Origin of the sequence: Agrobacterium sp. LAD9 (genome assembly GCF_003031125.1) — a bacterium.
Lineage (GTDB): Bacteria > Pseudomonadota > Alphaproteobacteria > Rhizobiales > Rhizobiaceae > Agrobacterium > Agrobacterium radiobacter.
The window spans coordinates 111687-136259 of record NZ_PHGS01000026.1 but is presented as its reverse complement, the minus strand read 5'-3'; the positions used below and the strand labels follow the sequence as shown (position 1 = coordinate 136259).

27 protein-coding genes are annotated in these 24573 nt (G+C 59.7%); 14 read left to right on the top strand and 13 right to left on the bottom strand.

Translation table 11 applies throughout. The features are described 5' to 3' along the window. Nucleotides 1-594 (top strand): ABC transporter ATP-binding protein (locus DA915_RS24685; protein ID WP_107677597.1); only part of this gene is annotated, 594 nt, incomplete at its 5' end. A gap of 39 nt (nucleotides 595-633) precedes the next feature. Here DA915_RS24685 and DA915_RS24680 read toward each other — a convergent pair. Together DA915_RS24680 and DA915_RS24675 are read right to left on the bottom strand one after the other, a co-directional pair. Beyond that, the gene (locus DA915_RS24680; protein ID WP_003505033.1) at nucleotides 634-1281 is read right to left on the bottom strand and encodes a LysE family translocator; all 648 of its coding nucleotides are present in this window, start codon (nucleotides 1279-1281) and stop codon (nucleotides 634-636) included. Nucleotides 1282-1411: 130 nt separating this feature from the next. Next, on the bottom strand, nucleotides 1412-2266 hold the full coding sequence (locus tag DA915_RS24675; RefSeq protein ID WP_107677596.1) for an SDR family NAD(P)-dependent oxidoreductase: 855 nt from the start codon (nucleotides 2264-2266) through the stop codon (nucleotides 1412-1414). A gap of 315 nt (nucleotides 2267-2581) precedes the next feature. On the opposite strand from DA915_RS24675, the gene DA915_RS24670 reads away from it, so the two are divergent. Further along, a complete protein-coding gene (locus DA915_RS24670) occupies nucleotides 2582-3805 on the top strand; it encodes an argininosuccinate synthase (RefSeq protein ID WP_003505030.1) in 1224 nt (407 codons plus the stop codon). A gap of 53 nt (nucleotides 3806-3858) precedes the next feature. Here the strand turns inward: DA915_RS24670 and DA915_RS24665 are convergent, their stop codons facing one another. Both DA915_RS24665 and DA915_RS24660 read right to left on the bottom strand, forming a co-directional pair. Continuing rightward, nucleotides 3859-5055, bottom strand: coding sequence for a multidrug effflux MFS transporter (locus DA915_RS24665; protein ID WP_174054412.1), 1197 nt, complete (start codon nucleotides 5053-5055; stop codon nucleotides 3859-3861). Between the two features lie 5 nt (nucleotides 5056-5060). Next, nucleotides 5061-5519, bottom strand: coding sequence for a MarR family winged helix-turn-helix transcriptional regulator (locus DA915_RS24660; protein WP_107677595.1), 459 nt, complete (start codon nucleotides 5517-5519; stop codon nucleotides 5061-5063). A 264-nt stretch (nucleotides 5520-5783) separates the two neighbouring features. Here DA915_RS24660 and DA915_RS24655 point away from each other — a divergent pair, with 264 nt between their 5' ends. From DA915_RS24655 to ppa, 4 genes are all read left to right on the top strand, one after another. Next, nucleotides 5784-7844 (top strand): M3 family metallopeptidase, encoded by a 2061-nt coding sequence (locus DA915_RS24655; protein WP_107677594.1) that lies wholly within the window; start codon nucleotides 5784-5786, stop codon nucleotides 7842-7844. Between the two features lie 163 nt (nucleotides 7845-8007). After that, the gene (typA, locus tag DA915_RS24650) at nucleotides 8008-9828 is read left to right on the top strand and encodes a translational GTPase TypA (protein ID WP_003492424.1); all 1821 of its coding nucleotides are present in this window, start codon (nucleotides 8008-8010) and stop codon (nucleotides 9826-9828) included. A 213-nt stretch (nucleotides 9829-10041) separates the two neighbouring features. Further along, complete coding sequence (locus DA915_RS24645; RefSeq protein WP_020813320.1) at nucleotides 10042-10548, top strand: GNAT family N-acetyltransferase; 507 nt, start codon at nucleotides 10042-10044, stop codon at nucleotides 10546-10548. Between the two features lie 158 nt (nucleotides 10549-10706). Further along, complete coding sequence (ppa, locus tag DA915_RS24640; protein WP_003505020.1) at nucleotides 10707-11240, top strand: inorganic diphosphatase; 534 nt, start codon at nucleotides 10707-10709, stop codon at nucleotides 11238-11240. A gap of 5 nt (nucleotides 11241-11245) precedes the next feature. Here ppa and DA915_RS29050 read toward each other — a convergent pair whose 3' ends face one another. Beyond that, entirely contained in the window at nucleotides 11246-11557 is a 312-nt protein-coding gene (locus DA915_RS29050) for a DUF167 domain-containing protein (RefSeq protein WP_174035356.1), read from the bottom strand. After that, nucleotides 11554-11844 (bottom strand): YggT family protein, encoded by a 291-nt coding sequence (locus tag DA915_RS29045; protein ID WP_003492418.1) that lies wholly within the window; start codon nucleotides 11842-11844, stop codon nucleotides 11554-11556. The genes DA915_RS29050 and DA915_RS29045 overlap by 4 nt, the downstream gene beginning before the upstream one ends. Nucleotides 11845-12093: 249 nt before the next feature. Between DA915_RS29045 and DA915_RS24630 the strand changes: the two genes are divergently transcribed. Then, on the top strand, nucleotides 12094-13326 hold the full coding sequence (locus tag DA915_RS24630) for an MFS transporter (protein WP_003505017.1): 1233 nt from the start codon (nucleotides 12094-12096) through the stop codon (nucleotides 13324-13326). A 12-nt stretch (nucleotides 13327-13338) separates the two neighbouring features. Here DA915_RS24630 and DA915_RS24625 read toward each other — a convergent pair whose 3' ends face one another. From DA915_RS24625 to hemC, 6 genes are all read right to left on the bottom strand, one after another. Continuing rightward, nucleotides 13339-14070 carry a glutamine amidotransferase gene (locus tag DA915_RS24625; RefSeq protein WP_107677593.1) on the bottom strand — a complete coding sequence of 244 codons (732 nt, stop codon included), beginning with the start codon at nucleotides 14068-14070 and terminating at the stop codon, nucleotides 13339-13341. Further along, on the bottom strand, nucleotides 14060-14548 hold the full coding sequence (locus DA915_RS24620) for a TerB family tellurite resistance protein (protein WP_020813315.1): 489 nt from the start codon (nucleotides 14546-14548) through the stop codon (nucleotides 14060-14062). Before DA915_RS24620 ends, DA915_RS24625 begins: the two co-directional genes overlap by 11 nt. A gap of 14 nt (nucleotides 14549-14562) precedes the next feature. Continuing rightward, nucleotides 14563-16182, bottom strand: coding sequence for a heme biosynthesis protein HemY (locus DA915_RS24615; RefSeq protein WP_107677592.1), 1620 nt, complete (start codon nucleotides 16180-16182; stop codon nucleotides 14563-14565). Nucleotides 16183-16186: 4 nt separating this feature from the next. Further along, nucleotides 16187-17653: a COG4223 family protein gene (locus DA915_RS24610; RefSeq protein ID WP_107677591.1), complete on the bottom strand. Its 1467-nt coding sequence runs from the start codon at nucleotides 17651-17653 to the stop codon at nucleotides 16187-16189. A 73-nt stretch (nucleotides 17654-17726) separates the two neighbouring features. Next, on the bottom strand, nucleotides 17727-18467 hold the full coding sequence (locus DA915_RS24605) for a uroporphyrinogen-III synthase (RefSeq protein WP_107677590.1): 741 nt from the start codon (nucleotides 18465-18467) through the stop codon (nucleotides 17727-17729). Between the two features lie 4 nt (nucleotides 18468-18471). Further along, nucleotides 18472-19401, bottom strand: coding sequence for a hydroxymethylbilane synthase (gene hemC, locus DA915_RS24600; protein WP_107677589.1), 930 nt, complete (start codon nucleotides 19399-19401; stop codon nucleotides 18472-18474). A gap of 73 nt (nucleotides 19402-19474) precedes the next feature. Here hemC and tsaD point away from each other — a divergent pair, with 73 nt between their 5' ends. From tsaD to DA915_RS24575, 5 genes are all read left to right on the top strand, one after another. Beyond that, the gene (tsaD, locus tag DA915_RS24595; RefSeq protein WP_107677588.1) at nucleotides 19475-20572 is read left to right on the top strand and encodes a tRNA (adenosine(37)-N6)-threonylcarbamoyltransferase complex transferase subunit TsaD; all 1098 of its coding nucleotides are present in this window, start codon (nucleotides 19475-19477) and stop codon (nucleotides 20570-20572) included. Further along, a complete protein-coding gene (locus DA915_RS24590) occupies nucleotides 20572-21555 on the top strand; it encodes an NAD(P)H-dependent glycerol-3-phosphate dehydrogenase (protein WP_107677587.1) in 984 nt (327 codons plus the stop codon). The genes tsaD and DA915_RS24590 overlap by 1 nt, the downstream gene beginning before the upstream one ends. Nucleotides 21556-21645: 90 nt before the next feature. Then, nucleotides 21646-21939 (top strand): YciI-like protein, encoded by a 294-nt coding sequence (locus DA915_RS24585; RefSeq protein WP_003504994.1) that lies wholly within the window; start codon nucleotides 21646-21648, stop codon nucleotides 21937-21939. A gap of 6 nt (nucleotides 21940-21945) precedes the next feature. Then, nucleotides 21946-22389, top strand: a complete 444-nt coding sequence (locus tag DA915_RS24580) for an EVE domain-containing protein (RefSeq protein ID WP_003504993.1) — start codon at nucleotides 21946-21948, stop codon at nucleotides 22387-22389. Nucleotides 22390-22396: 7 nt separating this feature from the next. Beyond that, on the top strand, nucleotides 22397-23041 hold the full coding sequence (locus DA915_RS24575) for a methyltransferase (protein WP_107677586.1): 645 nt from the start codon (nucleotides 22397-22399) through the stop codon (nucleotides 23039-23041). A gap of 54 nt (nucleotides 23042-23095) precedes the next feature. On the opposite strand, the gene DA915_RS24570 is transcribed toward DA915_RS24575, so the two are convergent. Next, nucleotides 23096-23476, bottom strand: coding sequence for a hypothetical protein (locus DA915_RS24570; RefSeq protein ID WP_192886655.1), 381 nt, complete (start codon nucleotides 23474-23476; stop codon nucleotides 23096-23098). A 306-nt stretch (nucleotides 23477-23782) separates the two neighbouring features. Between DA915_RS24570 and sdhC the strand changes: the two genes are divergently transcribed. Then, complete coding sequence (gene sdhC / locus DA915_RS24565) at nucleotides 23783-24175, top strand: succinate dehydrogenase, cytochrome b556 subunit (RefSeq protein WP_003504990.1); 393 nt, start codon at nucleotides 23783-23785, stop codon at nucleotides 24173-24175. Nucleotides 24176-24186: 11 nt separating this feature from the next. Next, on the top strand, nucleotides 24187-24567 hold the full coding sequence (sdhD, locus tag DA915_RS24560; RefSeq protein ID WP_003504989.1) for a succinate dehydrogenase, hydrophobic membrane anchor protein: 381 nt from the start codon (nucleotides 24187-24189) through the stop codon (nucleotides 24565-24567). Nucleotides 24568-24573: the final 6 nt, after the last annotated feature.

Sequence of the window (24573 nt, the reverse complement as noted above, 5' to 3'; positions counted from 1 at the left end):
GCCGATGTTACCCGCAAGCCGACCGCCAGCCGGGCGGGGCGGGTGGCGCGTGTATTTCAGGACCCGCTGGCGGGCAGCTGCGGTGCGCTCACCATCGAGGAAAATCTGGCGCTCGCGGCATCGCGTGGTGAACGCCGCGGCCTTCTGCCGGCGCTTGGGCGCGGGCGGCGGGATTTCTTCAAGGAGCGTATCGCCTCGCTCAACCTCGGTCTGGAAAACCGCCTGAAGGACCGCATGGATCTTCTGTCGGGCGGCCAGAGGCAGGCTGTGTCGCTTGTCATGGCGACGCTATCCGGCTCGGACGTGTTGCTGCTCGATGAACACACGGCCGCACTTGATCCCGGCATGGCGGAATTCGTGATGGAGCTGACCCGCAAGGTGGTGTCGGAGCGCAAGCTGACGACGCTGATGGTCACCCATTCCATGCGTCAGGCGCTGGATTACGGCACCCGCACGATCATGCTGCATGCCGGTGAAATCGTGCTCGACGTCTCCGGCGACAGCCGCAAGGATCTCGAGGTCGAAGACCTGATCGACATGTTCCGCAAGATACGCGGCCAGAAGCTTGATGATGACGAGTTGCTCATCGGTTGATCGCAAAAAGGCGCCTTCCGGCGCCTTTTTTGTTTGCCCTCAGCGCGTTTGCGTGAAGAAAATCTTGACCGCGAAAATCGAGAAGACGCCGGCGATCGTGTAATCCAATCCACGCAGAACCTTCCGGTTGCGTTGCAGCCAGGCGGAGAGAACATCGGCGGCGACAACGATGCCGATGCCGATCGGCAGTGCGACGATGATCGACCAGATGCCGAGGAAGATCAGCTTGCCGGTCACATGCGGATCGGAGGCGCTGACGAATTGCGGCAGGAAGGTCATGAAAAAGATGATGACCTTGGGGTTGAGCAGATTGACCCAGATGCCGTTCAGCAAGGCCGATTTCAGGGAGGCCTGCGCCCTTTCGCCGGTGCTTTTCACCATCACGAAATCCGAACCCTTGCGGATCGCCTGAATGGCGAGCCAGACCAGATAGGCGGCGCCCCCTGTTTTCAGGATCATGAAGGCGGTCGGTGAGGCGACGATGAGGGCGGCGACGCCGAAGGCGACCAGCATCGTGTGTACGGTGATGCCGATATTGGTTCCCACCAGCGTCATGAAGCCCGCCGCCCGGCCTTCACGCAGGGAGCGGCTGATCCAGAGCGTCATATCAGGACCCGGCGTCACCGCCAGAAGCAGAATGGCGATGGTGAAGGCGATCAGTGTTGGCAGGCTTGGAACGAAATCCATCGCGGCACCCATAAATCTGGAGATTGCCGTTGCTTAACGTGGTTTCGTGCTTCTGCCAATGTTTTTGAACGGCGACGCGCCTGCGAGAGAGAATAGCCGCCGCGCCCTTCCAGGCACGGCGGCTGAAAGTTCAGTTTTTCAAAAAGCTGGTGAAGGCGGCGGAATATTCCGTGTGCCAGCGCGACAGCGGGGGGCGGTTCTGGACGATGTCATAAGCTGCCCAGAGAATGCGCTTTTCGTCCGTCGGGCGGTCCACCTCGCCATCCGGGCAGAGAATGTAGAAATCGCCGCGGCCGATGCTCTCAAGCATGAAATCGACGGTCTGTTCGCCGGTCCATGCGCCTTCAGGCTTTTCCGTCCTGCCATGGGCGGTGAGGCCGGTGAAAACGAAACCGGGAATCAGGAGATGGGCGGAAACCGCACCGTTCGGAACATTGCGCAATTCGTGCTGAAGCGCCTCCGTGAAGGTTTTGACGCCGGACTTCGAGACATTATAGGCGGGATCACCGGGAGGCGTGGTGATGCCCTGTTTCGAGCCGGTATTGATGATGAGCGCCGGCTCGCCGTGGGCGATCATGCCCTGGCCGAAAACGCGGCTACCGTTCACGACGCCCATCAGATTGACGCCGATAATTTTTTCCCAGTTGGACTGCGGTCCGAAGATGGCGCTGCCCGGCTGGATTCCGGCATTGTTCATGAGGACGTGGACACGCCCGAAACGCTGGATAGCGGCGCGTTCGAGCGCCTCCAGCTCATCGAGTTTCGAGACGTCGGTCGGGATGGCGACGATCTGCGCTTCACCGTCCTTGGCGACGGTCAGAATATCCGCATGGGCTGCGGCGAGCTTTTCGCCATCGAGATCGACGAGCACGACGCTCATGCCAAAGGTGGCGAATTTGCGGGCGGCGGCAAGTCCGATGCCGGATGCCGCACCTGTTATGACAGCGACATTATCTTCCTTGAATGCGGGGTGGATGGTCGTCATAGGTTTCTCCTTCGCGTCGTTTCTGCTGTTTCCAGCGGTTTGCAACGTTGCCTGAACCTGAGTGGCTTCATTCACGGTCTTCAAGTCGATCGCGCCGCTTTATGATAAAGCGCGAATTTTCTAAATGCATGTGACAATTGCTTCGTTCCCGTCGGCGCGGCCGGTCATCGCCCATCGTCATACGCGCCCATCAATTGTTTTGTCGCTTATCTCACGGAAAAGCGCTTCACACATTTCGGGTTGCACTGTAAAAGTGCCGAAATCCCGAGGAAATGGCGGTGTCCTGATGCCGTCATCATGCAGATGGACATCACTATGGCACTCCCGAAAGACGTTAAGAAAGTCGTTCTCGCCTATTCCGGCGGTCTCGACACCTCGATCATCCTGAAATGGCTTCAGACGGAACTCGGCGCTGAAGTCGTGACCTTCACTGCCGATCTCGGTCAGGGCGAAGAGCTTGAGCCGGCGCGCAAGAAGGCCGAGATGCTGGGCATCAAGGAAATCTTCGTTGAGGACGTCCGCGAAGAGTTCGTGCGTGATTTCGTGTTCCCGATGTTCCGCGCCAACGCCGTCTACGAAGGCGTCTATCTGCTCGGCACTTCGATTGCCCGTCCGCTGATTTCCAAGCATCTGATCGAAATCGCCAAGAAGACCGGCGCCGACGCCATTGCCCATGGCGCCACCGGCAAGGGCAACGACCAGGTTCGTTTCGAGCTTTCGGCCTATGCGCTGAACCCTGACATCAAGATCATCGCGCCCTGGCGTGACTGGACGTTCAAGAGCCGTACCGACCTCCTGAACTTCGCCGAACAGCACCAGATTCCGGTCGCCAAGGACAAGAAGGGCGAAGCGCCTTTCTCCGTCGATGCCAACCTCCTGCATTCCTCTTCCGAAGGCAAGGTTCTGGAAGACCCGGCACAGGAAGCGCCTGAGTACGTGCATATGCGCACCATTTCTCCGGAAGCCGCTCCTGACAAGGCAACCGTCATCAAGATCGGTTTCCGCAAGGGCGATGCCTGCTCCATCAACGGTGTTGAAATGTCGCCCGCGACGCTTCTCGCCACGCTCAACAATTATGGCCGTGAAAACGGCATCGGTCGTCTCGATCTGGTCGAGAACCGCTTCGTCGGCATGAAGTCGCGCGGCGTTTACGAGACACCCGGCGGCACCATCCTGCTGGCTGCACATCGCGCCATCGAATCCATCACGCTCGACCGGGGCGCGGCCCACCTCAAGGACGAGCTGATGCCGCGTTATGCCGAGCTCATCTATTACGGCTTCTGGTTCTCGCCCGAGCGTGAAATGCTGCAGGCACTGATCGACAAGAGCCAGGAACATGTCGAAGGTGAAGTGACGCTGAAGCTCTACAAGGGCAATGTCATGGTAACCGGCCGCGAGAGCGCCAAGTCGCTTTATTCCGACGCGCTGGTGACCTTCGAGGACGACCACGGCGCTTACGATCAGAAGGATGCAGCGGGCTTCATCAAGCTCAATGCGCTGCGCCTGCGCACACTGGCCAAGCGTAACCTCAGCAAATAATTCTGCTGGAATGGAAATAATGAAACCCGCGGGCGGTGACGCCGGCGGGTTTTTTATGTCTCTCTTCTGGAAACGATGCGGAAGCCGATATAGCTGGCAACGGCCGTGAACTCCATCACCGGAATGATGATGCCGAAGCCGGTGAGTGGCGAGCCGATGACCGAGGCGGCAGCGCCGCCCGCAAAACCCGATCCCATCTGAATGAAGCCCATCATTGCCGATGCCGAGCCGGCAATATGCGGAAAAGGGGCAAGGGCTGCCGTTACCATCGAAGGCGTCAGCAAGGCAATGCCGATCGTCGCGACCGCCACGGGTCCCATGATCGAGAGAAAGGATGGGGGTATCAGGAACACTGACAGCAGAATGAGAAGACCGCCTGCCGCCGAAAAACAGAGACCGAGGACGACCGAACGACGGTCACCCAGTCGCGGTGCGATATAACGCAGGGCAATGGAGCCGAAGAAATAAGCACCAGTCTGCATCAGCATGCCAACACCGAAAGCGGTGGGTGTCATGCCGACCTCGTTGATGAGGATGAAGGTCAGCATCGTGGCCTGCGCATAAAGCGCGCCGATGGACCCGCCGAGCACCAGTGCGGCCAGAAGAAAACGCGGCGTGCTCAGCAAGGTCCCATAGGCCGACAGGAGGCGGCGCGGGCGGATCAGGCTCTTGTCCGGGATCGTCGTCTCGCGCAGAAAAACCACGACGGAGAAGATGGCCAGAGCCCCGAGGCCGGCCATGAGGAAAAATACCGATTGCCAGCCAAAAGCCGCAAGTGAAAGCCCGCCGATTGTCGGGCCCATGGCGGGGCCAACGGCCAGCATGATACCGATGAGGTTCATGATGCTGGAAGCATCGGCGCCGGTGAACTGGTCGCGCACCACGGCGCGCGCCACTGTCATCCCGACGGAGGCCCCGATGCCCTGGATAAGCCGGGCAAGGAGCAGCACTTCGATTGTCGGTGCGAAAATGGCAAGCAATCCACCGCCCAGAAAGATGGACAGGAAAACGAGGCTTGCCTTGCGCCGCCCGAAGGCGTCGGAGGCCGGGCCGGCGAGCAGTTGCGCGATCGCGAAACCCGCAAAATAAAGCGAGAGGCTGAGTTTTATGGCGGACTCTGTCGTGGCGAAAACCCGCGTCAGCTCCGGCATGGCCGGTGTATAGATGGCCATGGAAATTGGCGCCAGCGCCGTCAGCAGCGCACCGAGCATGGCCGTGCGCTTTCTGGACATGATCGTTTCTGGTGACATTGCGGTCAGCAGCTCGGGCCGGGCTGTTCCGGTTGGAGATTGTTGCGAAGCGTCTGCAGGAAGCTGCGGAAAAGCGCGACCTCTTCCTCGTTCAGGCCCTGCGTGGCATGTCGGACGAGTTCATCGATTTCCTGACGCACGGCTTCCAGCATGTCAGTGGAGTTCTTCGTCAGTACGATGCGCTTGGAACGCCTGTCCTGCGGGTCCTGCTGGCGCTCAATGAGATCGAGGGACTGCAGCTTGTCGAGATAGGCGCAGATCGTCATCGGCTCGATGCCTAGCCGGGCGGCGATATCCGACTGCTTGCTACCATCAACGACGGCAACCGTCAGCAATGCGCGGGCTTCGCCGGGGGTAAGACCCAGTCCAGCTTCAGAAATTCGGCGCTCAAACGCACTGTTCAGCAAGCGTGCGCTGCTGTTCAGCAAGAATGCCAATGAATCTTTTTCGCGTTTCGTGCCCATGTCTCGCCTTTTCGTAAGTCAGCCTTACTAAATTCCGGGCGATAATCAATGGTACACAAATCATATTGTCGAAAATCGAGTAAAGTATGCGTCAGTTCGGTTGTCGGACGGCCCGCAATATAGTCGCCGATTGTTACGCTGAAGCAAAAAAGATCGGACTTCCCCGTTTTTTTCACACGGCCTGTCATCTCCGCCGGGCATATTGAATTGGCGGTGGAGGCGTGCCCATATGGGCTTAAACCGGAATTGTACAAGGAAGACGAAATGCCATCCAAGACGACGCTTTATCCCGCCCTCGTGACCTGGGACGGTCACAACGGTTTGCCCAAATTTGATGCGGTCAAGGATGAGGATTTCGCTCCGGCTTTCGAGGCAGCGCTTCTCTCCCATGAACAGGAAATCGATGCGATTGCCGGCAATTCGCAGGCGCCGAGTTTCGAAAACACCGTGACCGCGCTTGAAATCGCCGGCGATGAGCTTTCGCGCATTTCGGCGCTGTTCTGGAACAGGGCAGGCGCCAATACCAATGGCGTGATCCAGGCGCTGGAGCGGGAGATTGCGCCGAAAATGTCGCGGCACTATTCGAAGATCGGCATGAACGAAGCGCTGTTCAAGCGCATCGATACATTGTGGGAAAAGCGCGAGACGCTGGGGCTGACGGGCGAGGAAAGCCGTGTTCTCGAGCGGCACTGGAAGGGTTTCGTACGTTCCGGCGCGAAGTTGCCGAAAGACCGGCAGGAACGGCTGGCGGCGATCAATGAGGAGCTTGCCGGTCTCGGTGCAAAGTTCGGGCAGAATGTGCTGGCGGATGAAAAGAACTGGAAGCTCCTGCTTTCCACCGAAGAGGAACTTGCCGGCATTCCCGGCTTTCTGCGCGACGCCATGGCGGGTGCGGCCCGTGAGCATGGTGAGGACGGCAAATTTGCCGTTACCCTTTCCCGTTCCATCATCGAGCCTTTCCTCACCTTTTCCGAACGTCGTGATCTGCGCGAGCAGGCCTTCAAGGCATGGGTGGCGCGCGGCGAAAACGGTGGCGAGACCGACAATCGAGAGACCGTTCACCGCACGCTCGAACTGCGCGAGGAAAAAGCCAAGCTTCTCGGTTACGGGAATTTTGCCGCTTACAAGCTTGATGACACGATGGCGAAGACGCCGGATGCCGTGAACGGCCTTCTGGGTCAGGTCTGGGAAAAGGCTGTGCGCCGCGCGGGCGAGGAAGAGACCGAACTTGCCGCCATCATCGCCGAGGAGGGCAGGAATCACGAGGTGCTGCCCTGGGACTGGCGGCACTATGCCGAAAAGTTGCGCGCGCGGAAATTCAGCTTCTCCGAGACGGAATTGAAGCCCTATCTGCAGCTCGAAAAGATCATTGAGGCCTGCTTCGATGTCGCCGCGCGGCTGTTTGGAATTCGTGCCGTTGAAGTGAAGGGCGTTGCCGCCTATCACCCGGATGTGCGGGTTTTCGAAATTCGCGACGACAGGGGCGATCTGAAGGCCATGTTCCTCGGCGATTATTTTGCCCGCCCCTCCAAGCGATCCGGCGCATGGATGAGTTCGTTCCAGTCGCAGCACAAGCTGCCGCTGAAGAGCGGAACGGTCGGTGAAATTCCGATCATCTACAATGTCTGCAATTTCGCGAAACCGGCTGAGGGTAAGCCCGCGCTGCTTTCGCTTGATGATGCGCGCACGCTGTTTCATGAATTTGGCCACGCGCTGCATGGCATGTTATCTGATGTGACCTATCCTTCCGTTTCCGGGACGGGGGTCTCGCGCGATTTCGTCGAATTGCCGTCGCAGCTTTACGAACATTGGCTGACGGTGCCGGAAATTCTGGAAAAATACGCGCTCCACTACGAGACCGGCGCGCCGATGCCGAAAGCGCTACTGGACAAGGTTCTGGCCGCTCAAACTTTCAATGCCGGTTTCAGCACGGTGGAGTTCACGTCTTCGGCTATCGTCGACATGGCGTTCCACACCCGGGGCAGCGTGAGCGATCCCATGGTCGTACAAGGCGAGGTGCTCTCCGCCCTCAACATGCCGAAGTCCATCGTCATGCGGCATGCGACGCCGCATTTCCAGCACGTCTTCTCGGGCGATGGCTATTCCGCCGGCTATTATTCCTACATGTGGTCGGAAGTGCTGGATGCCGATGCGTTTTCGGCCTTCGAAGAAACCGGCAATCCCTTCGATGGCGAGATGGCGCGCAGGCTGAAGGACAATATCTATTCTGTCGGCGGTTCCATCGATCCGGAGGAGGCCTATCTCGCGTTTCGCGGCAAGATGCCGAGCCCGGACGCCATGCTGTTGAAGCGCGGCCTCGTATAAGAGCACGTTATAAAAGACTGTCATATTTCTGAGCTAGAACCGGAGCGCAGGGGGCTTATGACAAGGCCCCCCCTTTCGCATTTGCAAAAAAAAGGTTATGAGCGCGCCAAACTAAATTGGCGCATCTCACGATAGTGGCGCCCAACCTCAGAGATTTTGAACAATGGCACTTCGCAACATCGCGATCATCGCGCACGTTGACCATGGAAAAACGACGCTCGTGGACGAGCTTCTGAAGCAGTCCGGCTCGTTCCGCGACAACCAGCGTGTCGCCGAGCGCGTAATGGACAGCAACGACCTCGAAAAGGAACGTGGCATCACCATTCTCGCCAAGGCGACCTCGGTGGAGTGGAAGGGTGTTCGCATCAACATCGTTGACACCCCCGGCCACGCCGACTTCGGCGGTGAAGTCGAGCGTATCCTGTCGATGGTGGATGGCGCGATCGTTCTGGTCGATAGTTCCGAAGGCCCGATGCCGCAGACGAAGTTCGTCGTCAGCAAGGCGCTGAAGGTTGGTCTTCGTCCGATCGTCGCGATCAACAAGATCGACCGTCCGGACGGCCGCCATGAAGAAGTCATCAACGAAGTCTTCGACCTCTTTGCAAACCTCGATGCTACCGACGAGCAGCTCGACTTCCCGATCCTTTACGGTTCTGGCCGTGACGGCTGGATGAACGTCAACCCGGAAGGTCCGAAGGATCAGGGTCTCGCACCGTTGCTCGATCTGGTTCTCGAACATGTTCCGGAGCCCACAGTCGAAGAAGGTCCGTTCCGTCTGATCGGCACGATCCTCGAGGCCAACCCCTTCCTCGGCCGTATCATCACCGGCCGCATCGCCTCTGGTTCGATCAAGCCGAACCAGGCCGTGAAGGTGCTTGGCCAGGATGGCAAGACGATCGAAACCGGTCGTATTTCCAAGATCCTCGCCTTCCGCGGCATCGAGCGCACCGCGATCGATGAGGCCCATGCGGGTGACATCGTCGCCATCGCCGGTCTTTCCAAGGGTACGGTTGCCGACACCTTCTGTGACCCCTCGGTCACCGAGGCGATGACCGCGCAGCCGATCGATCCGCCGACCGTCACCATGTCGTTCATCGTTAACGACAGCCCGCTTGCTGGCACCGAAGGCGATAAGGTTACGAGCCGCGTCATCCGCGACCGTCTGTTCAAGGAAGCCGAAGGCAACGTCGCGCTGAAGATCGAAGAGGCTGAAGGCAAGGATTCGTTCTTCGTTTCCGGCCGTGGCGAATTGCAGCTGGCGGTTCTGATCGAAACCATGCGTCGCGAAGGCTTCGAGCTTGCCGTTTCGCGTCCGCGCGTCGTCATGCACAAGGATGAGAACGGCACCCTGCTGGAGCCGATCGAAGAAGTCGTGATCGACGTCGATGAAGAGCATTCCGGCGTCGTCGTCCAGAAGATGTCCGAGCGCAAGGCTGAAATGGCCGAGCTTCGTCCTTCCGGCGGCAATCGCGTTCGTCTGAAGTTCTATGCCCCGACCCGCGGCCTCATCGGCTACCAGTCGGAACTTTTGACCGACACGCGCGGTACGGCGATCATGAACCGTCTGTTCCACGACTATCAGCCCTTCAAGGGCCAGATCGCCGGTCGCGTCAACGGCGTTCTGCTGTCGAACGGTTCGGGCGAGGCAGTCGCCTACGCCATGTTCAACCTTGAAGATCGCGGCCCGATGATCATCGAGCCGGGTGAAAAGGTCTATGCAGGCATGATCATCGGCATTCACACACGCGATAACGATCTCGAAGTGAACGTGCTGAAGGGCAAGCAGCTGACCAACATCCGCGCCGCCGGTAAGGACGAAGCCGTGAAGCTGACGCCGCCGATCCGCATGACGCTCGACCGCGCCCTTTCCTGGATCCAGGAAGACGAGCTGATGGAAGTGACGCCGAAGTCCATCCGCCTGCGCAAGATGTTCCTGGACGCCAACGACCGCAAGCGTTTCGAAAAGGCAAAGCTCGCTGTCTGATTGGCTCTACGCCACGAATTTCAAAGAACCCGGCCTCGCGCCGGGTTTTTTTATGCATTCTTTTTTATGTGTGCAGGAGTCGAAAGGCGCTTTGCCAAAGGTTAAGGATGCGTTAATTTTTTCTGGTCGTCCACATGAATAGGCTGTGGGTAAGCTTGCCGGCGTTAACCTTTATGACTGGTAAGTTTCCGTGGCCGGGGCCAGAATCGCGTTATGAAAACGTTATCCATCGATGTTCGCCGTGCTGAACCGCATGATGCGCGCGCCATCTCAGAGGCGCACCGTCTGTCGTGGCAACAGGCCTATGCGGGGCTTATCCCGCACAAGCCGTTGACGCAGATGCTGGAGCGCCGTGGCGAAGTCTGGTGGAAAAAGGCGACCAAGGGCTCCGCAACCATGCTGGTGGTGGAAGTGGCCGGTGTGGTTGCCGGATATGCGACGCTGGGCTTAAGCCGGGCGCGTGGGCTGCCGCAGGACGGCGAGATTTACGAACTTTATCTCCGGCCTGAATATCAGGGTATTGGCCTCGGCTCGCTGCTTTTCACGGAAGCGCGCAGATTGCTGACTTCACTCGGCTGCAACGGCATCGTTGTCTGGTGCCTCGAGGATAGCGACGTCGCCAATCGCTTTTTCCGCTCGCATGGCGGCCGGGATATTGCCGAAGGCATGGAAGATTTCGATGGCAAGTCGCTTCGCAAGGTCGGTTTCGTCTGGAACTGATAGAGGGAGTTCGCGCCGTTTTCATTTTGTAGAGGGCGATGCTTCGTCGCGATGACATCAAATCGCCCATTCTGCCTTATCCGGCCAAAGCCATGTTGCAATGCGGCGACTTTCCCAGTATCGAAAACCAAATCCAACCCGCCGAATGAGGGAAGCGAATGCGTATTGATGCAATTTCCATAGGCAAGAATCCGCCGGAAGACGTAAATGTTATCGTTGAAGTGCCGGTTGGCGGCCAGCCGATCAAGTACGAGATGGACAAGGACGCCGGTGCGCTGATCGTCGATCGCTTCCTCTACACGCCAATGACCTATCCGGGTAACTATGGCTTCGTGCCGCACACGCTGTCCGACGATGGCGACCCGATCGACGTTCTCATCTGCAACACCCGCCCGCTGGTTCCCGGCTGCGTGATCAACGTTCGCCCCATCGGCGTGATGATCATGGAAGATGATGGCGGCAAGGACGAGAAGATCCTCGCCGTGCCGGTTCCGAAGCTGACGCGCCGTTACGACAAGGTCCACAACTACACGGACCTGCCGGAAATCACGCTGAAGCAGATCGAGCACTTCTTCGAGCACTACAAGGATCTGGAGCCCGGCAAGTGGGTGAAGATGGGCGGCTGGCAGGACGTAGACGTCGCCAAGAAGCTGATTGTCGAAGCCATCGAGCGCTACAAGGCGCAGGGCTGATAGGCCTAACCCGCCAGCTTTTTAAAGAGCTTTTCGAAAGCCTCCGGGTCGGTATCGATCCGGAGGATTTTTTTGCGCGCTGTTTCGCCTGAGATGAAGGTGATGGATGATTTGGGCAGGCCGAGTTTTTTCGCCAGCAAAACAATCAGGGCCTTGTTCGCCTTGCCGCCTTCCGGCACGGCGCTGACGCGGGCCTTCAGATGCGCGTTTCCGTCCGCATCCTGCTCCACGCCGTCAATCGCATCCCGCCCGCCATTCGGTGTGAGGCGAACGGACAGGCGGATATGATCATCGTGCTTTTTCCAGAGACTGCTCAAACGGTCATCGGATAGAGCGTGTTCCACATGAAGGAGCGGATGAAGAAGATGATCAGCAGCAGGATGATCGGCGAAATGTCGATCCCGCCGAGATTGGGCAGAATGCGGCGGATGGGGCGCAGGGCCGGTTCCGTGACATTGACCAGGAAACTCCCGATGGCGTTCACGAACTGGTTGCGGGAATTGATGACGTTGAAGGCGTAAAGCCAGGAAAAAATGGCGCTGGCGATCAGCACCCACGTATAGAGGTTCAAGGCCAGATCGATGGTCTGAAACAGGGCAAGCATCAATATCTCCGTATCTTGGTTGCAAGACATTTAGACATTGACGCGTGAACCGGCAAGTGTTGCGCCGGATCGTAATGATCTTTGGTCTGACCGGTCTGCGGTCATCGCGAGCTGGTTCATGGCTTTGCAGCGGGATTTCAGACGAAAACCGCTCACACTTTTCGTCGTCCCGCTGAAGAGGAGGGCTGGCGATTCCTGTCATATCGCTCTATTGCAGACATCTCATATTGTCTCGCGAGCACCCAGCCGATGTCCCTGCCTTCTGCCGAAAACCGCTTCGGTGCATTCCGGCATAGTTCCTATCGCCGTTTTTTCAGCGCTCGGTTTTTCTCGGCCTTCGCCATTCAGATCGTCAGCGTCTCTGTCGGCTGGCAGATGTATGAGGTTACCGGCAACGCCTTTTATCTCGGCCTGATCGGTCTCTTCCAGTTTCTGCCGTCTCTGCTTTTGATCCTTGTTACCGGAACGGTCGCCGACCGGCACAATCGCCGGCGTATCATGGCCATATGTCTTCTGGTCGCGGCGCTGTGTGCTGTGGCTCTTCTGGGTCTTACGCTGACACACAGCTTTTCTCCCTGGCCGGTCTTCGCCATTCTCGTTGTCTTCGGCATAGAGCGGGCCTTCATGGGACCGGCTGTCCAGTCGCTGGCGCCCAATCTCGTGCCCGTCGAGGATTTGCCGAACGCTATCGCCTGGAATTCCTCTTCCTGGCAGATGGCGTCCATTCTGGGGCCTGTTGCCGGCGGTCTGCTTTATGGTCTCGGCGCTTCCATCGCCTATAGCGTGGCGCTTGTGCTTTTCATCCTCTCCGCAACGCTGGCGGTGACGATCCGCAAGCCGGAACAGCGTGGTCCGGCAAAAGCCGTCACCCTCGAAACAATGCTGGCCGGCTTCAAATTCATCTCGCAGGAGAAGATCGTTCTTGGCGCCATTTCGCTCGATCTTTTCGCGGTGCTGCTGGGCGGTGCCGTCGCGTTGATGCCGATTTTTGCCAAGGAAGTGCTGACGCTTGGCCCATGGGGTCTCGGGCTTCTGCGCGCCGCACCCGGCATCGGGGCCATCACCGTTGCGGTCATTCTGGCATTCAAGCCCATTCGCCACCATGCCGGCCTGCTGATGTTCGTCGGCGTCGGCCTCTTCGGCGTTTCCACCGTGGTCTTCGGGCTTTCGCAAACCGCGTGGCTGTCCATTGCCGCGCTGGTGGTCATGGGAGCATCGGACATGGTGTCGGTTTATGTGCGCGAGACCCTGATCGCGCTCTGGACACCAGATGAGGTGCGCGGGCGTGTGAATGCGGTGAATATGGTTTTCGTTGGAGCCTCCAACGAATTGGGTGAATTCCGCGCCGGCACCATGGCCCATGTTGTGGGTGCCGTGCCAGCCGTTGTCATCGGCGGGGCGGGCACGCTTGCTGTCGCGGTCATCTGGGCGCTTGGTTTTTCCAAGCTGCGCAAGATCGATAGTCTCGACGCGCCGCACTAACCGCGATGGGCCTCAGCGCTGTGCCTTGCCCTCAAAAACCAGATCGAGAAAATTGCTGAGCCATGCCCTGAGCGGCGTGTCGAACAACATGCGGCCTTCCAGATGCTGACTGCCGACCTGCGCATTCGGCATGCCGAAACGCTGCGCGCCGCGCACCACCCAGCTATGCATCATGGCGCGGGTCAGTTCGGCGTGAAACTGCAGGCCCCAGGCATTTTTTCCATAACGATAGGCCTGATTGGGATAGGTCTCGCCTGCCGCCAGAAGCTCGGCTCCCCGCGGCAGTTCGAAGCCTTCGCGGTGGAAATGATAGACCATCTTCGGCCAATGCGGCATCAGAAGCCGACCGTGTTCGGTGGCGTGAAGCGGATACCAGCCGATCTCCACCTTGCCGTCCCTGTCTGCCTCGACCTTGCCGCCCAGATGTTTGGACAGCATCTGCGCGCCGAGACAGATGCCGAGAAAGGGCTTGTTTTCCTTCAGCGGCACCTTCAGCCAGTCGATTTCGGTTTTGACATAATCATGCGGATCATTGGCACTCATCGGGCCGCCGAAGATGATGGCGCCCGCATGTTTTTCCAGCGTTTGCGGCAGGTCGTCGCCGAGCGCGGGCCGCCTTATATCGAGGCGATAACCCTTTTCCACCAGGATCTGGCCGACGCGGCCGGGCGTGGAACGTTCCTGATGCAGGACGATGAGCAGCGAAGGTTGTTGTTCCTGTTGCCTGGAAGGGTCAAACAGCATCGTCTTCGTTTTCGCTTTCTTCAGCGGGCCCGGACCTCGTGGCGGCCTGCTGACGTTGCAGAACCCTGTCGCGCACGGAAACACCGAGCAGATCGGCGACTCGCCAGATCACATGGTCTTCCATTTCGCTTCGTTCGCCGTCAGCGTAAACAATATCCCATAATATGCCAATAAGCTCCACGCGCTGATCCTCATCGAGGTGGCGGCGGATATCGGTGGTGAAGCGGTAATAATCGACGGCTTCCTTGCCGGCCTCCTGGCCGGCGGCAAGAAGGGCATCAAGCTTGCCACCGTCGAGATGGTAATATTCGTGAAGAATCTGGCGCAGGCGATCACGCTCGCTTTTCGAGACGGTGCCATCCGCTTCCATCACCTGGAAACAGAGGGCGGCTACCGCCACCCTTAGATCATCAGGGCTGAAATCACCCGCCTGCGGGCCAACGAGGTTCTGAATAAACGACTGTATTTGCTGGAACATCGATAGCCTGCTGGTCAGAAGAGTTTGAGCCGGGTCTTGGGTTCGGCGTCCGCGCCTGGCTTCTTGACGCCCGGATCATCCGGTGCGCCGCCAAAAAAGGGCACGGCTTCCGCCGCCTTGTCATCCGCCACTTCGGTTTCCACCGGCGCTTCGATTGTGACCGGCTTTTTCTCCTTCGGGATTGAAACAGTCGGCTTTACCTCGATCGGCGCGGCCGGGGCGGGTTTTGGCTCCGCAAGGGTCTCGGGCGCGGCTTCGACAACGATCGTCTTCGCAACCGGTTCGGCTCTTGCGGGTGCCGCGGCAATCGCATTTTCGATCGCCAGATCTTCAACAGGGCCTTCGAGCTGACCGAAGGGCGCTTTCCATTCGAAGGCGTCGAGACGGCCGGTGATGGGGGAGACCGGAAGCCATTTTTCCGAGACGATACCATCCGCCACCCATGCCGGGTCACGCGGCGCGCGCAGCGCCTGCGCCATCCAGTAGCGCACACGGCCCTGATCGCCGGTTTCCGCTTCTTCGATATCGGCCATCAGCAGGAAGATGCTTTCGCGTGGCTCAATGCGGGCGGCGGCTTCGGCCTTGGCCCGTGCCTTGGCGAATTCCTTGGCGTCGAGCGCTGCCTGCGCCACGGCAAACAGGGATTCGAGGTTGTTGGGCTTCAGGCTCTCAAGCCGCTCCGCCCGTTTCAGCCGGTCGATGGCGGTATCGCCGCTGCGGGCGCGGACATAAAGCTCGGCGATCTGCGGATGCGGATCGTTCTTCCAGACGGGTTCCAGAACCGTGGCGGCCTTGCGCAGATTGTCTTCGCGCAGATAGGACTTCGCTGCAATCAGTGCCGCCGGAACGAGGCCTTTTGCGAGCTTGAGAGCGTGCTTGGCATCCTCGCGCGCGCCCACCGGGTCGCTTTCCAGCTTTTCACCGGCCTTGGCGGTGAGAAGCACGGCTTTCAGCCGCTCCGCCTCGCCGCGTTCGATGACGCTTGCCGCCTTCTGCTGGTCGAGCAGGCGAATGGCATCGTCCCATTGCCCGTTGCGGCAGCGGTTTTCCAGCGTCGCCTGTGCTGCCCATGGCAGATAGGGGGCTTTTTCCGCAGCATCTTCGGCATATTGCTGGGCGGCTTCATAGGCGCCCTGCCGGCGCGCTTCGATATAAAGGCCGCGAAGGCCGAGTTCGCGCGTTTCAGGGTCACGGGCCATCGCCTCGAACTTGCGGCGCGCCTCGTCATATTTGCCTTCGATGAGGTCGGCCTGCGCATCGAGCAGATGGATCAGCGGTTCCTGATCGGCGCTGAGCAGCCCCTGCGTGCGGGCCGTCATCTTGCGGGCGAGGATGGCGTTGCCAGCGCCGGCGGCAATGAGGCCGGTGGACAGAGCCTGATAACCGCGGTCGCGCTTCCGGGCGCGGAAATACCGGCGTGCGGCATTGGGCGAGGTCCAGATGGCGTTGACGACCCACCAGACCAGCATGACGGCGGCAACCAGCGCGGCGATGATGGAGGCGGCGACCATCAGGCTCATTTCGATCAACTGGCCCTGCCAGACGATGGAGAGCACGCCCGGCCTGTCAGCCAGCCAGGAGAAACCGAAACCGAGAGCCAGAACGATAACGGCGAAAGTCAGAATTCTGGTCATGCGCTCACCCCTGCCTGCCAGTGCTGGTGATGGCGCGGTTCAACGTGCCGCCCACCAGATTTTCGACCTCAATGCGCGCATCCAGAGATTTTTTATAATCGGCGGATACCGTCCTGGCGGTATCGGGAAGACCATTCCACTCAAGTGCTGCGCCCTGCAGGTCGCCGTTGCGCAGCTTGTTTTCCATACGCGCGATGATGGCCTCGGGGGTCTCGCCCTCGATGTTGCCGACCGGGCGCACCTTCACCAGCGAAAAGGCGCTTTCGGTCAAGCGCTCCATGATGCCCTGATTGGGGTCAGGCTGGTTGATGGCTGACAGCATCGCATTGGCGATATCAGGGAATTTCTGCATCAGCTCCGAACGCGACGGTACGCCGGTGGCGGCAAAGGATTGCAGCGATGCAATCGCCGGATCGTCTGATGTGACCCTGGAGAGCGTATCGAGTTCGGTGAGGAACGGCCCGCCGCGATCGATCGCGGCCTTCAGCGCGGCCGAGGCAATGGCGCGGGCGACTTCGATATCGTCGCGTGGCTCGTTGATCTTGGCTTCCGCATCCGCAAGACGGCGTGTCAGTTCGGCGGTCGCCGTGGCCTGCGCGGATCGCTCCGACTGCAGGGCAGATTCCAGCGCGGTAATTTTTTCAGAAAGCCCATCCACCTGCGGGGCTTCACCCTTTGCGCCTTCGAGGGTTGCGATGCGCTGTTCCAGTGCCGAGGTGTCCGCCGCTGGAGCATTGGCAAGCTGCTGCCGAAGATTTCCCAGATCGGTTTTTAGTGCGGCGATCTCCTCGCCTCCGGCCCTGCCTGCATTAACGGAGGGCAGGATACCGGCATATTGCATGCTGCCGGCGGCGGCGAGCGCCACAAGGCCGCCGACGATACCCGCCGCGATCAGGCCGGAGGTCGCCGCTTGTTTGCGTTCCGCCTGTTGTGATGTGGATGGCTTGGCCGGTCCTGAATTGGCCGGTCCTGAGGATGAGGTCGTGGTCGATGGTTTTGCAGCGGTGGCCCCGCCAGATGCGCTGGAGGAAGCTGTGGAGCCAAAGGCCGGCTTCGCACCCGCTGCTGCAGCCGCAGTGGCGCTCGTCCCGGCGGTGCCCGCCATCGGTGTTGCGTCGACCTTGGGCGGAACAGGGGCCGTCGAGATGGGCTCTTTCTGTTTGTCTTCAGGGCTCTCGGTCTTCGACGCGGCGGCTATGGATTCCGTTTTGCCAACATTGGGTTCTGGCTCGATAGGTTTTTTCTTAGGCTGGTCCCAGACGGGGGCGGGGTTTCCCGTCGTGGCTGCTTCCGGCTTTGTTTCCGAAACACCCGGCGTTGCGGCGGCCGCAGGCGTTTTGTCACCGGGCTTTTCGTCCGTCTTGGCAGCGTCCACGTCGGCGGAAATTGCTTTCACGTCTTTGGCGTCCAGGTCGATGGTGACCGGTTCGGCTTTGGACTTGGAGTGGCGTGGCGGCTTTCCCGATACCATGACAACCTCATTTCTGCCTGCAGTAATCTAAACCTAGTCAGTGACGGCGGCAAAGGAAAGAGGCGAGCTCGAATTAGGTTCCAGAGTTATGGTGCAGAAGTTCGAACATCGCTGCCTCGCTCGGTTCTCTGGCGGCGATGGCGTTTGCGCGAAAGATTTCCGGAACCAGAGAAAGCACGTTGTGGCTGATGCAGATGAATTGTGTCCCAGCCAGTGCTGCCGCGTATCTGTCCGTTGATGCATGGTTGAAAAAGGCCCGCGCCGCTTCCGAGGAATAGAGCAGGACCACATCGGCAGCGTTTTCGACAAGCGCCGTCTGGAGCATGCTTTCGGAGATATCCGAGGGCAGCATCTCGTAACAGTCGATCACTCTAAAGGGAATGCCCGCAGCGGCAAGGCCCTCCTCGAAGACGGAGCCACGGGGCCTGCCGGCGAGATAGAGCAGGGGCTGTCCTTCGGAAAGAAGTGCGCGGCGCTGCGTTACGAGAGCAATCAGACCCAGGGCGTCTCCGGAGGCGATGAATATTTGCGTGAAGCCGGCTTTTTTCGCCGCTTCCGCCGTTGTTGCGCCGACGGCGAAGAGCGGTTTTGACAGATGCGGGGCCAGCCGGTCCCGTGATGTTTCCAGTGCCCGCAATGCCTCGGCACTGGTCACCGCAATCGCCGCCAGCGGGCCGGATAGCGCCGAGATGGCGCGCTCGCCATGATGGGCTGGATGAAACAGTGGCAAAAGCACCGGCTCGTGGCCGAGTGCTTCAAGTTTTGCGGCCGTCCTTTCGCCCGAACGTTGCGGCCGGGTGACGACGACCCGCATAGGCTCAGTTCCAGCCTTCGAAGAAATTGCTGCCCGCCTTGGCACGCACCTCTTCGCCGGCCTGTCGGCCGAGCTTTGCCGCATCTTTGCGGTTGCCGGAGATTTCGATGTTGTGGCTCGTCTGGCCATCAGGGGTGAGGATCAAGCCGGAAAAATAGAGTTCCTCGCTCTCGCAGGTGGCGTAACCGGCAATCGGGGTGCGACAGGAACCGTCGAGTGCGGCCAGGAAGGCGCGCTCGCAGGTCACCGCATCATAAGTGGGCCTGTCGTTTATGGGGGCAAGCAGCTCGTCCATGCGGGTGTCACCGATGCGGCTCTCCACACCGATTGCGCCCTGCGCCGGAGCAGGGGGGAATTCCTTCGGGTCGAGAATTTCCGTCGGAACATTGTCCTTGCCGAGCCGCTTCAGGCCGGCAAAGGCAAGCAGCGTCGCATCCGCCTGGCCTTCTTCGAGCTTGCGCAGCCGCGTATCGACCTGACCGCGAAAGATGATGACGCTCAGATCCGGCCGCAGGCGGCGGATCAGCGCCTGGCGGCGCAGGGATGCGGAGCCGACCACGGCGCCCTGCGGCAGCTCCAGCAGCTTCGGCGCGGTGCGGCCGATGAAGGCGTCGCGCACATCTTCCCGCGGCAAGAAGGCGGACAGATAAAGGCCTTCGGGTAAAACGGTCGGCATGTCCTTGGAGGAATGCACGGCCATATCGAGTTCGCCGGAAAGAAGCTGGCTTTCCAGCTCCTCCGTGAAGAGGCCCTTGCCGCCGATTTCCGACAAGGCGCGGTCGGTTATCCGGTCGCCCTTGGTGGATAGCACGACGATTTCGAACATTTCTTCCGGCAGGCCATGCGCCGCCATCAGCCGGTTGCGCGTCTCATAAGCCTGCGCGAGCGCCAGCGGGCTGCCGCGCGTGCCGATTCGGAAAGGTTTTGTTTGCATCCGCGTCTATCCATTGTTACCGGAGTTGTCTTAGACCAACTCAGCGCATGATCGCAATGAACGAACAGATTTGATGACCCCCTTTCTTCGTATCCTCGGCATAGAGACAAGCTGTGACGAAACCGCTGCATCCATTGTGGTTCGGCATGCGGACGGGCGCGGCGAGATCGTCTCCGACGTCGTTTTGTCGCAGCTGGAGGAACACAGCGCCTATGGCGGCGTCGTGCCGGAAATTGCCGCGCGCGCCCATGTCGAGGCGCTGGACACGCTGGTGGAAGAAGCGCTGGAGCAGGCAGGCGTGACTCTTGCCGATGTCGACGCCATTGCCGCCACCTCCGGTCCCGGCCTCATCGGTGGTCTGCTGGTGGGGCTGATGACGGGCAAGGCCATCGCCAAGGCGGCCGGCAAGCCGCTTTACGCCATCAACCATCTGGAGGGCCACGCGCTGACGGCGCGGCTGACCGACGGTTTGTCTTTTCCCTATCTGATGCTGCTGGTTTCCGGCGGCCATACCCAGCTGGTGCTGGTGCGCGGTGTGGGCGACTATGAGCGCTGGGGCACCACCATCGATGACGCGCTGGGTGAAGCCTTCGACAAGACCGCGAAACTTCTGGGCCTGCCCTATCCCGGCGGTCCTGCGGTCGAGAAGGCGGCGGCGAAGGGGGATCCCAACCGCTTTCCGCTGCCGCGCCCGATGGTCGGCGAAGCACGGCTCGATTTTTCCTTTTCCGGCCTGAAGACAGCGGTGCGGCAGGCGGCGACTGCCATCGCGCCGCTTTCGGAGCAGGATATTGCCGATATCTGCGCCTCCTTCCAGAATGCGGTGTCGCGCACTCTCAAGGATCGCATCGGCCGTGGCCTTGCGCGTTTCCGCCAGGAGTTTCCGCAGCTGGAGACCCAGCCTGCGCTGGTCGTGGCTGGCGGTGTCGCCGCCAACAAGGAAATCCGCCAGACCCTGCAGTCGCTTTGCGATATCAATGGCTTTCGCTTTGTCGCGCCGCCGCACCGGCTCTGCACTGACAATGCTGCGATGATCGCCTGGGCCGGACTGGAGCGAATGGCGGACGGCCGAGCATCCGATCCGCTGGAAATTCCGCCGCGCTCGCGCTGGCCGCTGGATGGCAGCGCGGAAACATTGATCGGTTTCGGTAAGAGGGGAGCCAAGGCCTGATGCAGCGGGAAAAAATCGTCGTCATCGGCGCCGGCGCCTTCGGAACTGCGCTAGCCGTCGTCATTGCGCTGGAAAACCGGCATGATGTGACCCTGCTCGGCCGCGATCCGTCCCTGATGGCTGACCTCAGGAGTGATCGCGCGCACGAGGCGGCCCTGCCAGGTGTCGACCTTCCGGATGCGCTTGAATTTTCAGCCGAGCCTGATGTGCTTGTCGGTGCCAGCATTGTGCTCTTTGCCATGCCATCTCAGGCCCATGCCGATGCGGCCCGTCACTATGGTCCTTATCTGGCTAATGACTCTATCATTGTCACCTGCGCCAAGGGCATCGACCGCAGTTCCGGCCGTCTGCTGACGGAACTTCTGGAAGCGGAACTGCCACATCACCCGATTGCGGTTCTGTCCGGTCCTGGCTTCGCGGCCGATATTGCCCGTGGCTTGCCGACGGCCATGGCGATTGCGGCGGAAGACGCTGCCATCGCCGAACAGCTGGCAACCACGATTTCCGGCAGGACCTTCAGGCTTTATGCCTCGACCGACCGCATCGGCGTGCAGCTTGGTGGCGCACTGAAGAATGTTCTCGCCATTGCCGCCGGCATCGTCGAAGGCGCGGGCCTTGGCGATTCCGCCCGGGCGGCGCTGATCTCGCGCGGGCTTGCCGAAATGTCGCGTCTCATCGTCGCCATGGGCGGCAAGGCGGATACGGTGCGCGGCCTCTCGGGCCTCGGCGATCTGGTGCTGACCGCCACAAGCCATCAGTCGCGAAACCTGCGGTTCGGCATCGCGCTCGGCCGCGGGGAGGGCAAGGACATGTCCGGCGGGCTGGTGGAGGGCGCTTTTGCGGCTGCCGTCGCCGCCCGACTCGGAGAAAGTCACGCTGTCGACATGCCGGTTACCGAAGCGGTGGCCGCCATCATCGATGGCAATCTGGATGTGGCGAGCGCCATGCAACAATTGATGACACGGCCGATCACCACCGAATGAGGGTGGGGCGGTCGAACAATATTTTACGCATGTCTTGGTCCCAAAACCGCTGACACTTTTTGGGAGACATGCTCCAGCGAGGAGACGAAAATGCTGTTTGCCTTTATCTGCAAGGACAAGCCCGGCCATCTGAACGTGCGCATGGAAACGCGCCCGGCGCATCTGGAACATCTGAACAGGCTGAATGCCGAGGGCACGCTGAAGATCGCCGGTCCGTTTCTCGATGCCGAAGGCAAGCCGAATGGCAGCCTCGTCATCGTGGAAGCTGCCGATATCGATGCGGCCAAGGCCCTTGCCGATGCCGATCCCTATGCAAAGGCCGGCCTGTTCGAAAGCGTCGATGTGAAGCCCTATAATTGGGTCTTCAACAATCCGGGAGCGTGACCGGACATGGCGAATTACTGGCTTTACAAGTCCGAGCCGTTCAAATGGTCCTGGGAAATGCAGAAGGCCAAGGGCGAGGCCGGCGAAGAATGGACCGGCGTGCGCAACTATCAGGCCCGCAACAACATGCGGGCCATGAAGATCGGCGACAAGGGTTTCTTCTACCACTCCAATGAAGGGCTGGACGTCGTCGGCATCGTCGAAGTCTGTGCGCTGTCGCATCCGGACTCGACCGCTGAAGGCGATCTGAAGTGGGATTGCGTCGATATCCGCGCCGTTTGCGATATGCCGCAGCCGGTTTCGCTGAAGGATGTGAAGGCCAATCCCAAGTTGGAAAAGATGTCTCTCGTCACCTCCATGCGGCTTTCCGTGCAGCCGGTGACGGAGGAGGAATATCTTGAGGTTTGCCGCATGGGCAACCTCGCCAATCCACCGAAATCACCGGACTGATGCTTCGGTGAGGACCGATCCCGAACGCTTCATTCTCGACAACACCGGCATCATGCGCCCGCCGCATGTGCCGGAATTGCGTCTTCATCTTGCCACGGAGGCTCATGAGCTGTGGCTGAAGACGGAGGAGGAGCTGGAAGCGATCGGCCTGCCGCCGCCCTTCTGGGCCTTCGCCTGGGCCGGCGGGCAGGGGCTTGCCCGCTATGTTCTCGATCATCCCGACAGCGTCTCCGGCAGGCGCGTGCTGGATTTCGCCAGCGGCTCCGGCCTGGTCGCCATTGCTGCGGCAAAGGCGGGCGCCAGCGCGGTTCTGGCGGCGGATATCGATCCCTGGACGGAGACCGCCATTCGGCTGAATGCGGCTCTCAATGAGGTGGATATTGCTTTCACCGGGCTTGATCTGGTTGGGAAGCCGGTCGAAGCGAATGTTCTGTTAGCGGGCGACGTGTTTTACGATCACGCCTTTGCCGATCTTCTCGTGCCGTGGTTTCGGGAACTGACGGAAAAGGGCGTGAGCGTGCTCGTCGGCGATCCGGGGCGGGCCTATTTGCCCAAAGAGCGGCTCCGAGCGGAGGCGACCTATCAGGTGCCGGTGACGCGGGCGCTGGAAGACAGCGAAGTGAAGAAGACCACCGTCTGGCGTTTTATCTGATCAGTGCATCGCACATTTGCAGTAAAACCGCGTCATGCTTTCGCCGGAAATACTTTAGGGCCGGATAATGCAGACGCCATGTTCATAGGCGCAGGCGTCGTCAGCGGTTTCGGCACGGACATTGATGATCTTCGCCTTTGGCGCAAGCGGCGAGCCTCTTGTGAGCGTTGCGCCTTTCCGCGAAAGCCCGCCGCCGATTGCGAAATAATTGCCATTGCCACGAACGCGCAGCGCCGATATCGCGCCCACATAAGTGCCGCCGGAGAGGGTGGATGGCAGCCCGTCCGTTGAGAAGCTCACCTGCGATTGACGATGTTGATAATGATGCTGATAATCACGGCGACCATAATAATCGTCTGCCGCCGCCGGAGGCATTACTGTGAAAATGACGCCTGCAACCATCATGGTTAAAGCAGCGATTCGGCGCTGTAACATGAGCCTCATTCTCCGGATTTTTCTCATTAACAAAAGGTAAATTACACGATTCCTGAATTACGTAAAGGTAAATATTTTGAGGGCGTAAATCTTGGAAACGCTCGATTTTTTATTTTGACGCAAAAAAATTCCAAAAAAAATTCGTGAACCAATCGATTAAATTGGAATCGGCCATGAAATGTGCTTGTGGTGATGCTCCCATGTGATTAAACGTCGCGGTTGGTGCAATGCACATTCTTTCGTCATGTGCTGTTGCTTGGGGGCGTCCTGTCTGATGGGCGCACGGGAAAACGCCGCGAGGTTCTGATGGCGAATGCGACTAATAACCGGCCTCTGTCGCCGCATCTTCAAATTTACAAGCCGATTCCGACGATGGTTGCTTCCATCGTGCACCGCATCACAGGCGGCGCGCTTTATTTCGGAACGCTTCTGGTTGCCTGGTGGCTGATCGCAATCGCCTCGGGTCCTGCCTATTACGACTGGGTCAACTGGGCGATGGGTACGATCATCGGCAGACTTATCCTGATCGGATATACCTGGGCTCTCGTGCACCACATGCTGGGCGGGCTTCGCCACTTCATGTGGGATCTGGGCTACGGCTTCGAAAAGCACTTTACCACCAAGCTGGCAAAGGCCTCGTGGGTGGTGTCGATCTGTCTGACCGCGCTGATCTGGGTCATCGCCCTGATCGTGCGCTGAGGAGATTTTTCATGGATATGCGTACACCTCTCGGAAAGGTTCGCGGTCTCGGCTCCGCCAAGGAAGGCACCGACCATTTCTTGCGCCAGCGCGTCACCGCGGTTGCCAACGTTCCGCTGCTGATCTTCTTCGTGATCTTCCTCATCAAATATGCCGGCGCGCCCTATCCGGAAGTCGTCGCCGCGCTGTCGAACCCGCTTGTTGCGGTCATCATGGCTCTGGTGCTGGTGTCCGGCCTCATTCACATGAAGCTCGGCATGCAGGTCATCATCGAAGATTACGTTCACGCCGAGGTTTCGAAGCTCGTTCTTCTGATGCTCAATACGTTTTTCGCGATTCTGATTGGCGGCCTTTCCATCTTCGCCATTCTGAAAATCGCATTCGCAGGATAAGTCCGC